Origin of the sequence: Acinetobacter sp. FDAARGOS_558 (assembly GCF_003937785.1) — a bacterium.
GTDB classification, from domain to species: domain Bacteria; phylum Pseudomonadota; class Gammaproteobacteria; order Pseudomonadales; family Moraxellaceae; genus Acinetobacter; species Acinetobacter baumannii.
In genome coordinates, this window is record NZ_RKJH01000001.1 from 2537103 (window position 1) to 2549475 (window position 12373).

The 12373-nt window shown below is 39.3% G+C and carries 13 protein-coding genes; 6 read left to right on the forward strand and 7 right to left on the reverse strand.

Annotated elements, in window-relative coordinates; genetic code table 11:
- Positions 1 to 3: 3 nt before the first annotated feature.
- Entirely contained in the window at positions 4 to 423 is a 420-nt protein-coding gene (locus EGT34_RS12205; RefSeq protein ID WP_000224542.1) for a F0F1 ATP synthase subunit epsilon, read from the forward strand.
- Positions 424 to 484: 61 nt separating this feature from the next.
- Here EGT34_RS12205 and EGT34_RS12210 read toward each other — a convergent pair whose 3' ends face one another.
- The 4 genes from EGT34_RS12210 to EGT34_RS12225 all read right to left on the reverse strand — a co-directional run bounded on the left by EGT34_RS12210 (position 485) and on the right by EGT34_RS12225 (position 3897).
- Complete coding sequence (locus tag EGT34_RS12210; protein WP_000757148.1) at positions 485 to 1084, reverse strand: hypothetical protein; 600 nt, start codon at positions 1082 to 1084, stop codon at positions 485 to 487.
- Positions 1085 to 1229: 145 nt separating this feature from the next.
- A complete protein-coding gene (locus tag EGT34_RS12215; protein ID WP_000194682.1) occupies positions 1230 to 1775 on the reverse strand; it encodes a glutathione peroxidase in 546 nt (181 codons plus the stop codon).
- 121 nt (positions 1776 to 1896) lie between these two features.
- Complete coding sequence (locus EGT34_RS12220; protein ID WP_000786954.1) at positions 1897 to 2661, reverse strand: AraC family transcriptional regulator; 765 nt, start codon at positions 2659 to 2661, stop codon at positions 1897 to 1899.
- A gap of 21 nt (positions 2662 to 2682) precedes the next feature.
- Positions 2683 to 3897, reverse strand: coding sequence for an MFS transporter (locus EGT34_RS12225; RefSeq protein ID WP_000372838.1), 1215 nt, complete (start codon positions 3895 to 3897; stop codon positions 2683 to 2685).
- A 136-nt stretch (positions 3898 to 4033) separates the two neighbouring features.
- On the opposite strand from EGT34_RS12225, the gene EGT34_RS12230 reads away from it, so the two are divergent.
- Together EGT34_RS12230 and EGT34_RS12235 are read left to right on the forward strand one after the other, a co-directional pair.
- A complete protein-coding gene (locus EGT34_RS12230) occupies positions 4034 to 4684 on the forward strand; it encodes a TetR/AcrR family transcriptional regulator (RefSeq protein WP_001984979.1) in 651 nt (216 codons plus the stop codon).
- Positions 4685 to 4789: 105 nt separating this feature from the next.
- Positions 4790 to 5710, forward strand: coding sequence for a DMT family transporter (locus tag EGT34_RS12235; RefSeq protein WP_000084546.1), 921 nt, complete (start codon positions 4790 to 4792; stop codon positions 5708 to 5710).
- A 391-nt stretch (positions 5711 to 6101) separates the two neighbouring features.
- Here the strand turns inward: EGT34_RS12235 and EGT34_RS12240 are convergent, their stop codons facing one another.
- Genes EGT34_RS12240 through EGT34_RS12250 form a run of 3 tightly spaced genes read right to left on the reverse strand, consistent with a single transcriptional unit; the run spans position 6102 to position 9027 of the window.
- Positions 6102 to 6671 carry an L-threonylcarbamoyladenylate synthase gene (locus tag EGT34_RS12240; protein ID WP_000633612.1) on the reverse strand — a complete coding sequence of 190 codons (570 nt, stop codon included), beginning with the start codon at positions 6669 to 6671 and terminating at the stop codon, positions 6102 to 6104.
- Between the two features lie 50 nt (positions 6672 to 6721).
- Positions 6722 to 7852, reverse strand: a complete 1131-nt coding sequence (dprA, locus tag EGT34_RS12245; protein WP_031971973.1) for a DNA-processing protein DprA — start codon at positions 7850 to 7852, stop codon at positions 6722 to 6724.
- A gap of 20 nt (positions 7853 to 7872) precedes the next feature.
- Positions 7873 to 9027 carry a LysM peptidoglycan-binding domain-containing protein gene (locus tag EGT34_RS12250; RefSeq protein ID WP_000755271.1) on the reverse strand — a complete coding sequence of 385 codons (1155 nt, stop codon included), beginning with the start codon at positions 9025 to 9027 and terminating at the stop codon, positions 7873 to 7875.
- A 122-nt stretch (positions 9028 to 9149) separates the two neighbouring features.
- On the opposite strand from EGT34_RS12250, the gene def reads away from it, so the two are divergent.
- The 3 genes from def to EGT34_RS12265 all read left to right on the forward strand — a co-directional run bounded on the left by def (position 9150) and on the right by EGT34_RS12265 (position 12332).
- The gene (gene def / locus EGT34_RS12255) at positions 9150 to 9680 is read left to right on the forward strand and encodes a peptide deformylase (RefSeq protein WP_001196539.1); all 531 of its coding nucleotides are present in this window, start codon (positions 9150 to 9152) and stop codon (positions 9678 to 9680) included.
- Between the two features lie 36 nt (positions 9681 to 9716).
- The gene (locus EGT34_RS12260) at positions 9717 to 10145 is read left to right on the forward strand and encodes a DUF2946 family protein (protein ID WP_000231981.1); all 429 of its coding nucleotides are present in this window, start codon (positions 9717 to 9719) and stop codon (positions 10143 to 10145) included.
- Positions 10146 to 10217: 72 nt separating this feature from the next.
- A complete protein-coding gene (locus EGT34_RS12265; protein ID WP_001120681.1) occupies positions 10218 to 12332 on the forward strand; it encodes a TonB-dependent copper receptor in 2115 nt (704 codons plus the stop codon).
- Positions 12333 to 12373: the final 41 nt, after the last annotated feature.

The following is a 12373-nucleotide window of genomic DNA, read 5'->3' on the forward strand; positions in this document are numbered from 1 at the left end:
CTCATGGCGACTATGCAATGTGATGTCGTAAGTGTTAAAGAGTCAATTTACTCTGGCGCAGTGACGATGTTAATCGCGAAAGGTGCAGGTGGTGAACTTGGTATTTTGCCAGGGCATGCTCCACTTGTAACCTTGCTTCAACCGGGCCCGATTCGTGTTCTGTTGGAAAATGGTACAGAAGAAATCGTCTATGTATCTGGCGGTGTTTTAGAAGTTCAACCTCATGTTGTGACGGTTCTTGCAGATACTGCAATCCGCGCTGACAATTTGGATGAAGCTGCAATTTTAGAAGCACGTAAAAATGCTGAACAATTGCTTGCAAACCAAAAGAGTGATTTGGACTCAGCTGCTGCGTTGGCTGCCTTGGCAGAAACCGCTGCACAGCTTGAAACTATCCGTAAAATCAAAAACCGCGCTCAATAAGACGCGGTTCGAGATTGAAAAAGCCACCTTTCGGTGGCTTTTTTTATTGCTAAAAAGAAAATTAAGAATCAGTTTTTGAATCTGATTTTTCATCTCCTGCCATAATCATAGCAGCGAGCTTGACCATATCCATTTGGATGGTATTAAGTTGCTTTTCAATTTGGTCGAAATTAATTTGCTCTAAATTCCCATTTAATAAAGGCATGCTTAAAGCTTGCTGGTTTGCCTGTAGTAGGCTTTGACGGATATTTTCAACTTCCTGACTTCTGATATCTAAACCAAGCAAAGCTTGGTTTAAACCTTCTAACTGTGCTTTCAAAGTCGTCACAGTTGTTTTTAGCTCATACTGATCTTTATCTTGAATGGCTTGTTCAACGTCAAGTTGAGTGTCCTTGAGCTTTTCGATATAGTCGCCAGCCTTTAACTGTAAATTAGCGGCATCACGAACGATATAAAAAACATTACCATTTTTTAATTCAGTTTTATTTTGTGTAGCTGTGATTTCTTGTTGAGAGTCATCAGCTTGTTCTGATATTTGATCGTTAGTCTGAACGGATTCTTGTTCCTTTGCGTGGTCTTGTGCCTGATCACATCCAAGTAACAACATACCTGAAGCAAAAATCACAAATGGGAAAAATGCACCTTGTAAAACTTTTTTCATAACTACAAACAATACCAACTGAAGCAAGTAGGTACTATATGCATAAAATATGTAGAAATAAGGTATTGTTGCAAATGAACAACATTTTGAGTAGACAATAAAAAAGGAGTGCCATAGCACTCCTTTTATTAGTTTGATGCAAAAATTATTTAGCTAATTCCGCTTCAACTGCTTTTACAATTTGTTCATCGTCTGCTGTTAAGTTAGGTGCAAAACGCGCAACAACTTCACCGTTTTTATTTACTAGGAATTTCTCGAAGTTCCATAACACTTCAGGGGCAGGGTTAGTAGGAATACCTAAACCTTCTAAGCGCTCACGGAAAGGACCTTCTCCAATGCGTTCTGGTTGAGCTGTTGTTAGCGCTTGATAAAGTGGATGTTTATCTTCGCCAGCTACAGAGATTTTAGAGAAAAGTGGGAAATGAACATCGTAGTTTAATGAGCAGAACTGTTGAATTTCTTCATCCGAACCAGGCTCTTGTTCTTTAAAGTTGTTTGCAGGGAAGCCTAAGATTTCAAGACCTTGATCTTTCTTTGTTTGATACAGCTTTTCTAAACCTTCGTATTGTGGAGTTAAACCACATTTAGACGCTGTGTTTACGATTAATAAAACTTTCCCTTTATATTGGTCAAGGTCAACCGTTTCGCCTGAAATAGCTTTTACTGGAATATGATATACAGATTGAGTCATGAGTCTTTCCTGAAGATTGTAATTGATATCAAGTAACGCATTTGTTTTAACTGCTATTCTTGAGTAGTGCAATAATATTCGTGTTCAAAAATAAAAAGATATACAAAAGCAGTTTTACTATCTAATTATTTCTGATTTGAACAGGTGTTTGGCCTGTATATCTTTTAAAAAATTCGATAAAACTTGAGCTGTGTTGATATCCTAAATCGTATGCTAGGCGTTTAATCGGTGTTCCTTGACGGATCTGATGAATGGCGTAAACAATTTTGGCTCGATTGCGCCATTCGGATAATGAAAGTTGTAGTTCTTGTTGGCTTAAGCGTAATAGATGACGATCACTGACAGAAAAGTTCTGAAGTAACTGCTGTAAAGAGAGATTAAAAAGTAATGGGTCTGAAAGCTTTTCTAAAATTGGCAGTAAAACAGGATGCCGTGTTTGTGGTAAATAATGAGAATAGGCGGGTGCTTGTTGTAATTGATCGAATAAAACCTGTAAAAGATGTTCTAAATATTCAGGCTTTTCCGTTTGTTTTTGCTGTTCCAATATTTGTAAAACTAAGGTTCGAAAGAAGGGCTGAATACTAAAGCATCGGCAGATATCTCCTAAAATAGAGCAAAGCCGAGGGTGTAAACGAATGCAGATATAATGAATTTCATGATCGATATGGGTAGATTGATGAACCGTTTGAGGGGGAATCCAAAGCCCATAGCTTGGAGGAGACAAGTATATTTGCTCTTCTACCTGTATTTCTAAAATACCATTTAAACTAAAATTAAAATCTCCCCATAGTGAAGCATGAGGACGAACAATATCTTCTTTTTCGTATAGAAATTCATGAACTTCTATACTCTCTAATAAAGAAAATTGTTGGTCCTCATTTTTCATGGGTCTACTCTAAGTAATATTCTAATTTTCACATGTTGCTTTGGGATTGTTTAAACCTTTGGCTAAGGTAAATGTACTAATTAAAGCTAAGGCAACGAAGCTTAATACCCCATAAATTAAAGTATTTTCATTAAAATGATCAACTACATAACCACCTAATAATGATCCTGTAGCAATCATGACTTGGAACATACCAACAAAAAGTGGCATACCTTTTTCTACAGCATGAGGTGCGTGTACAAACATCCAAATATTGGCAGAGGTAGGGAATGCGCCAAATGCGAAGCCCCATAATGCAGTAAGGACAATGGCACCAAACTCATGGATAGCAAAGATTGGGAAGCCAAAGAATACAATGGCAAAACATGTTCCAACGAAAGCTAAGGTATACCGAACATTTAAATTACCACTGTACCCTGCAAATGCATTTCCAAAAATACCGGCTATTCCATAAAGCAATAATAATGAGCTAATAGTTGTCCCATTAAACCCGGCTACATTTTTAAAGAAAGGGGCTAAATAACTATATGCACAGAAGTGAGCAAGCCCAATTAATAAAACAATAAGCATGCCGCTACGTGCTTTAGGTGTGCGTAATAATGCAGGTAAATCACGAATATGTATTGCTGACTCTGGTAAAAGTTTTGGTAAGAAAATAAGCTGAAGCACTAATACAACAAGACCGATAGCAGCTGTAATTCCAAAGGCACTGCGCCACCCGTAAAACTCACTTAACCATGTTCCAATCGGTACACCTAGTACAGTGGCGAAAGTTACACCAGCCATTACTACAGCAGTTGCTTTGGCAATAGGTAAATTTGCAGGTGCTAGCTTACCGCTTAAGGCAATTGCTGTTGCCCAGAAGCCACCAATTGAAATCCCTAAAATCAAACGGCTCAACAATAGAACATGAAAGTTTTCTGCAAAAGCCGTAATGGTATTGGCAATCACCATAATAGCAGTCAGTAAAATAAGCACATAACGGCGGTCGAGTTGCTTTACTGAAACGGGTAATAGTGGGGCTGCAATCGCTGCCATAATGCCGGGTACTGTAATAATAAGACCTGCTGTACCTACAGAAATGTGTAAATCGGCTGCAACGCTATTTAAGACACCAACAGGTAAAAATTCACTCGTTACCAAGGCAAAGGCTGCGATGGCAACAGCCAAAATAGCAAACCAGCTCCCTTGTGTGGAAGTCATGGGTCGTGCTTTAGAGGTAGTAGATTGGTCCATAAAGAAATCCTTACTTTGCTAAATTCGAAGTGAAGAAAGGCAAATTTATAATTAACTAACGATCATTATGAAAATAAAATAGTTGATAAAAAATTGAACGTCAATTAATTTAATAACGATTGTTATAAAAATAGATGTGATCTTTATGACAAATAGGCATGAAACAGATCTTGTTAATGAGGACACGTTAAAAAAGAAGCGTGGACGCCCTAAATGCTTTGATGAGCAGCAAGTGTTAGAGAAAGCTATGTTACTTTTTTGGGAACATGGCTATGAAGCCACCTCTATTAGTGACTTAACACATGCTTTAGAAATTACAGCGCCGAGCCTATATAGTGCTTTTGGCGATAAGGCAGGTTTGTTTTACAAAAGTATTGACTACTATCTCGCTCATGAAGCATGTCCTATTGAAACGATATTTTTAGAAGCAAAAACTGCAAAAATTGCTTTTGAGTTATATCTTTATGACAATGTAAAACGATTGGTTCAACCCAATAAGCCAGCAGGTTGTATGTTGGTAGTTGCTGCTATGAACTGTTCTGATGCCACACAAGAGGTACAGCAAAATCTTTTAGATAAGCGAATAAAGACCAAAGAAAAATTATTAAAACGTCTCGAACAAGGTGTAGAGCAGGGCGATTTGCCTACTAATGCCCCTCTACAAGAAATGACTGATTTTTATGCGACTGTTATTCAGGGGCTTACCATTCAGGCCAGAGATGGTGCAAGTACCGAACAATTACATAAAGTGGTAGAACATGCCATGAAAGCTTGGACATTATTTTAAAAAATAAATGATGTCTTAAGTTCAATATCAATGTCGGAAATACGATATTTCAATTTATTAAGACATTCTTCAAAATAAAGTCTCTTTTGTAGTTGGTGTATTACTATGAGTCAGGTCATGAAATATCACAAATGGGCATTTATTTTTCCCATTCTGGCAGTACTGATTTGGTCTTTAAATATTGTAGTCACCCGCTATGTCTCGGACTATATTTCTCCGGTAAGTATCAGCTTTTATCGGTGGTTAATCGCTTTTATTATTTTGACTCCATTTATGTTTTTGTCTGTTTGGAGACAAAGACGACTAGTAATACCCTATTTACCTAAGCTTGCTGTGTTAAGTGCATTTGGGATGGTGCTTTATCAAGGCTTGGCTTATACGGCTGCCCATTATACTAGTGCAACCAATATGGGGATTGTGAATGCATTTATTCCCATCTTTACGATCTTTGTTTCGCTTGCCATTTTAAAAGATGTGCCTAATCGCTTTGCAGTTTTTGGCAGTATTTTGTCTTTTGCTGGTCTGCTATACGTTATGTCCCAAGGAAATATTAATAAGCTTTTAAGTGGTGGCGGGCACCTTGGCGATGCATTGATGATTATTGCCGTATTCTTCTATGCATTTTATGGAGTTTTCTTAAAGAAATGGCAGCTCCCACTTCCAATTATGACAAGCTTATACGTTCAGATTGGGTTTTCCGTGCTGTTCCATCTTCCTTTAATTTTCTGGTTTGGTCTGGATGCCTTAAATGCACAAAATGCGCCAAGTGCAATTTATGCCGGTGTATTTGCTTCACTCATTGCGCCGCTAGTTTGGATGTTAGCCGTACAACAACTTGGGCCAAATAGAACCAGTATCTTTATGAATCTTGTGCCAGTGTTCACCGCCATTATTGCAAGTATCTGGTTATCTGAACAATGGACCATATATCACACCTTCGGCGGAATTATGATTCTGGTGGGCATTATCATGGCACAAAAGAAGGTTAATTCTAAAAAATCAGATCTTTTGCCAGAGCAAAATTAAGAATCATAAAAAAACTATGGCATATTTTTAAAAAAAGTGATGAAAATATGCCAGTTTTTTATCAATCTAAGCTTTTCTATATGATTTATAAATATATTTATGAAAAGATTGTGTAACATAAATATTAAAAAACGCCAATAAAAATATTAATATAATTTTAATTCAACTGCTAAAAACGCCAAATTCCCTACACTTTTCATGCTTTTTTTAGAGAAATAATATATTTCTCACATTAAGTCTCTTGCCACATAATAGCGACCACTACGAAAGATGCTCTTTTAAGCAATTTTTCTTTCGTTCCAGAGATATCCAAACCCTCTGGATGTGGTATATACCCATCCTTTTTTATGCTCAGTTATCCCTATATAACTGAGCTTTTTTTTGTCTGGAATTAAGGACGTATCACTTCACCAGTTAAGGCGTTAATGATGCGGCTTGGCTGTTGGCTTTGGCCTAAATCACCATTGAGATAGTTTAATTGTGAACCAAAGTATTGGCAGGCATCTTGTAAAGAATGTGCAGGTTCTTGTCCACTAGGGTTGGCACTCGTCGATACAATAAAACCATGAAAAGCATTGCATAAAGCGACACATAAAGGATGTGTCGTTACACGTACTGCAACAAGAGGATGCTCGCCTTTAATCCATGAGGGGATGTGTTGATCAGCAGGTAATAGCCAAGTTGTGGCTCTTTCTGATGGTTGATGGTTTGTCCAGCAATCAATAATTTCTTGCTGAGTAGTTTGCGGTAAGGAAGTTAGTAGATGTTCTACTTGACTAATATGGCCAGCCAATAAAATGACGCCCTTTTCAATAGGGCGCTGTTTCAATTCAAGAATTTTTTGAAAAGCTTGTTCATTAAATGGATCACAGCCTAGTCCCCAGACTGCCTCAGTTGGATATGCCAAAACTTGACCTTGTTGTAAACATTCGGCTGCTTCGGTCACTGAGGTCGTAATCATGGTAATACTTTCCTTTCAATCAAACAGAATCGCTATTGTGCGCTCTAATACTAAGAACGACAACGTAAATACAGCCCTGATTGTTGCATACATAAACCGAGTAGTTCTAGTTCCATTAGTGAAGAGGTCAGTTCAGAAACTGGAATATTATGGTGAACTACAAGTTGGTCAATATTTTGTCCCACCCAGTCTAAAGACTGATAAAGGTCAATCAAATGCTCAGGAATTTCTGGAGTATTCGTATTAGCTTCTTCAGTTTGATTTTGTTGCTGACTTTGCCATTGGGTTGGTAAAGCAAGATCCTCAATAATCTGTTCAGGATGGTCGATTAAAATTGCACCTTCACGGATAAGTTGATGGCATCCTTGATGAAACTCGCTATAAATATGGCCCGGAATCGCGAATACGGTTTTACCTTGTTCAGCAGCTTTATTGGCCGTGATGAGTGAGCCACTTTTTAATGTCGCTTCTACCACCAAAACGCCTAAACTCAAACCGCTGACAATTCGGTTTCTACGTGGAAAATGCTGTTGTAATGGCGGTGTACCCGGTAAAAACTCAGTAATAATGGCGCCGTTTTGAGCCAAAATATATTCTGCAAGTTTTTTATTTTGAGCTGGATAAGTAGTGTCTAAGCCCGTACCCGTCACTGCAATGGTACGTTGATGAGTAGATGCACCTTGATGTGCGGCTTCATCAATGCCATAAGCCAGACCACTACTAATGAAAAAGCCCTTTTCACTTAAGTAGTAAGCAAAATCATAAGCGACCTGTCGTCCATGTGGGCTTGGTTTTCGGCTACCGACAATCGCAATCTGAGGTTGCAATAAAGCTTGCGCTTGACCTTTCCCAAAAATAATAGGTGGATGATCTGTATAAGGAAGTAATTGAGTGGGATAGCCAGAGTCATCCGGCGTTAAAATAAAATCCGTATACTGACAAACTTGTTGTACAAGTTGTTCAAACTGCGTCTGACCTTGGGGCGTTTGAAATTCGTTTACACGTTTTAAGTGATTAGCATGTAGCCCCAGAGAGGACCACTTTGCTAAACCATCAGGTTGAGTGGCTTTTTCACAATTTCCAAAATAATCAATAATTTTTTTAAAGCTGACTAAAGAGTGCTGCACCAAATACCACACTTTAAGTGTGTGGTAGTGGTGTGAAGAAAGTTGAGTGAGCATTGTAAAAGGTACATCCAGCATTAATCATTAAATTGAGGTGGCTGAATGCTTGAACCAACCTTAATTGGTAAATCGCTCTCTAAAACATAAGCATAACTTAGCTGATCAAAAGTTCTAAAAACCATTAGACTGCCAATTTGTTGGCCAGGAAGTTGAATTACTTCTTTAGTTTTAGGGTCGCGAATTGATTCACCTTGTTGAGTAATATCAAAAACTTGACCTACTTGGATGCCCTGAGTTGTACCGCGGTCCAAAGTCACTACACTATTTTTTGCAGCTCTGCCAATTGAACCCATGACACGAATAATCTTGCCACCATCCGTCACTTGCTTCGCATCTACTGGGTAAAATAATGTTGGCAAAGTAGCTTGCTCTTCAGGCATAACACGATCGCCACGACGTACTTCAGCGTTATAACTATCTGTTAGTTCTAGTGTAGTAATATCTTTTTCAGAAGATACCGCAACACCTGAAGCAACCTGTAGTAGTTCAATCCCTAAACTATGCTTTTTACCTTTATTGTCTGTGAAATAGTAAGGTTCACCTTCTCGGTAGACTGCATAACGCTGCCCATTAATTAAGCCTTGTCCTCGTGCGTAAATGGTCTGGCCTTTTCCTGCAAGTACACGTTGATCGGCGGTACCAACAATATAAGGTGTGTTGGTAATTGAATCGGCTGGTAAAATAGTACTGTTCTCTAACCACTGTTTAATATGTTCAAGTGGAATAACTGGAACGCTATTATTTAATGCTTCGACGCGAACTTGTGGTTGTAGGTTTGTGGTTTGACCTGTATAGCGGCGAATAATACCGACACAACCATCGCCCTCATCTTTACCGACTAAAGGATGCCCATCTAGGCTACATAATAGTAATCGGTCACCCGGATAGATCCAGTGTGGATTTTTAACATGTTGGTTGCTCGCCCAGATTTCAGGCCAACGCCATGGTTTATTTAGAAAATGTCCTGAAATATCCCATAAAGTATCCCCACGTTTTACAACATATACATTGGGTGCATTACTTTTAAGTGAGGGTGGATTATGGTTCGGACTGGTTGCATGAACCTCTGCTATCGTACCGATTGCGACACCTGTACAGAGCGCCAAGGCAAGTAAATGCTTCTTTATCCCCAAGGCATGAAAATTAACCATGCCGTTAAAAACCTTTTTCATTATGATAATTCCTAAAAATTATGTGTGCAGTTGCGTTATAATGGGCGGCTTACACACAATTTTTCGATGAAGTATTTCCTTCATTTGGTTTTTCAATCAATGGCATAAGTGAGGACGACAGTATGGCCTTATTACCTATTTTAAGTTTTCCTGATCCCCGTCTTCGTACCATTGCTAAGCCCGTTGAAGAAGTTACTGATGAAATTCGTCAACTTGCAGCAGATATGTTTGAAACCATGTATGCGGCACCAGGTATCGGTTTAGCAGCTTCTCAGGTCGATCGTCATATTCAGCTTATCGTCATGGATTTGTCTGAATCTAAAGATGAACCTATGGTTTTCATTAACCCCAAAGTAACTCCGCTGACTGAAGAGACGCAGCCGTACGAAGAAGGCTGTCTATCAGTGCCACAAATATACGACAAAGTTGATCGCCCGTCACGCGTGAAAATTGAGGCAATTAACCTTGAAGGTCAAGCATTTGAGATAGAAGCTGACGGACTTCTCGCTGTTTGTATCCAACATGAAATGGATCACTTAAATGGCAAATTGTTTGTGGATTATTTGTCACCACTTAAGCGTCAGCGTGCGCGTGAAAAAGTCGAAAAAATTGTTCGCCAACGCGAACGTGAAAAAGTTGCGGTAAAACGTTAATATTTTTCAAACACCAATATAGTGTGGATGTGATTTTTGGTTTTTCGTAGTGGTTTGCTGCTTGCCTGTGCAGCAGTATTTTTACAGATTGCGGTATTTCTACAGCCGCTATTACCGAAGCAATATCAAATTGCTCCGGTCTGTGAAACTATTACCCGTGCTTTGCTTAAACCAAAAGCACAGACGGAAGCCATGTCACATGCCATGCACCATTCACATCACCAGCATCATATCGAACAGGCGCAAGTACCTGACCACCATGATCACCATGATGCAAACCATCAGTGTCAATATTGTACCGTTTATGCCAATTTGGTTTTACCACCTGAATTTGGCGTAAAAGAGGTGCTTGTTCGTATACAAGTTCGCTTAGTCGCGTATCAACAAGCTTTCCGGCATGTTTACTTTGCGCTACAGCGACTTTTCCTACTCCCGCAAGGACGTGCGCCGCCTCTATTTGCATAAATAAAAGCAATTTTTGTTGGGGTCTTAACTGACTTCGATATCACTTTATTTATGTTTTAGAGCGTATAAAAAATGCCACATTCTAAATTTTTACTACAACCTTTATGGGTTGCGATGCTTGCTGTCTCTCATTCGGGTCTAGTGTTTGCCGAATCAGAAAAAAATGATGCCGAAACCAACACACTTCATTCATTAGCACCTATTGTTGTTACAGCACAGCAAGGCAATGATGCAAATGGTCTGATCGTACACGCAGATCCAAAGCAACCGATTCAGCCAGTCCCTGCCACAGATGGCGCAGACTATCTGCAAAGTATTATGGGTTTTAATTCAATTCAAAGCGGTGGAACAAATGGTGATGTGACATTCCGAGGTATGTTTGGTTCACGTATTAAAATTCTAACGGATGGCACAGAGAACTTGGGTGCCTGCCCAAACCGAATGGATGCTCCAACTTCTTATATTTCACCAGAAAGTTATGACCGGATTTCTGTGATTAAGGGACCACAAACGGTTCAATATGCCAATACTGGTTCAGCTGCAACAGTTCTATTTGAACGTCAGCCTGAAAAGCTTACTTCTGAAAAACCCTATCGCGGTCAAGCGAGTGTCTTGCTAGGTTCATATGGGCGTATTGACCATAATATTGAAGCGGCTGTTGGCGATGAGAAAAAATATATCCGTTTAAATGCCAACCGTTCAGAATCGAATAGTTATCAAGATGGTGATGGCAATACAGTTCCATCAGCATGGAAAAAGTGGAATGTTGATGTAGCGCTTGGCTTTACTCCAGATGAAAACACGTGGGTCGAAATCACGGGTGGGAAATCTGATGGTGAATCGCTTTATGCTGGACGTTCAATGGATGGTTCTCAGTTTGCGCGTGAAAGTTTAGGGCTTCGTTTTGAAAAGAAAAATATCACTGATGTGATCAAGAAAATTGAAGGGCAGGTGAACTATAGCTATAACGACCATATTATGGATAACTTTAGCTTGCGTACACCACCATTAGTTGAAATGAATCATGGTGGTATGACCATGCTGATGCCAAATGCAATGGCCATGCAAGTGACACGCCGTACATTAAACTCACGTTTGGCAATAACTTCTGAATGGAACAAATGGAGTTTGATCACAGGCGTTGACTCTCAATTTAATAAACATGGTGGCAGCATGTCATCGCCAACAATGCCTTCTATGAATGTTCCATATCGTCAAGATATGCGTTTTCAATCATACGGCGCTTTTGGTGAACTTGGTTATCAATGGAACGATCAAAATAAGCTGGTTACAGGTGCACGTTTAGATCGAGTCACAGTTGAAGATGAACGTGCTGATTCTCAAGCAAAAGGCTTTAACACGAAGCTTGAAAAGACTTTGCCAAGCGCATTTGTTCGCTGGGAAAATCAACATCCTGAGCATGACCTAAAAAGTTATATTGGTTTAGGTTATGTAGAGCGTATGCCTGATTATTGGGAACTTTTCTCGCCTAAACATGGTAATGCGGGTTCAACCAATACTTTTAACGGTGTGAATCCTGAGAAAACACTACAGTTGGACCTGGGTTTTCAGCAACAACATGGTGCTTTAAACACATGGGCTTCTGCCTATGCAGGTTTAGTAGATGACTACATATTAATGAGTTACCACCATCACCCAAGTATGGGAATGGATGGACATGATATGAGCCATGATATTACTGCGGGAGCCAAAAATGTCGATGCAACCATCGCTGGTGCAGAAGCGGGTATTGGGTACCAATTCACTGACCGTATTCAGGCAGATTTGAGTGCGATGTATGCGTGGGGCAAAAACACCACAGATGACAAACCTCTACCTCAAATTTCACCTTTAGAAGGTCGTTTAAATATTCGCTATGTGGCTGACAAATATAACTTAGGTCTGTTATGGCGAGCTGTTGCTGAGCAAAACCGTGTGAGTCTACATCAAGGTAATATCGTGGGATATGACCTAAAACCAAGTAAAGGTTTTTCGACACTTTCTTTAAACGGAAGTTATAACCTTCGTAAAGATATTGATGTCTCTGTTGGCATTGATAACGTATTAGATAAGACCTATACCGAACACTTAAATAAAGCGGGTAGTGCAGGCTTTGGATTTGCGAGCGAAGAGCAGTTTAACAATATCGGAAGAAATTACTGGGTTCGTATGAGTATGAAGTTTTAATAAGCTTTAGCGAATTAAAGAACTGAAATTATTAATTTAAT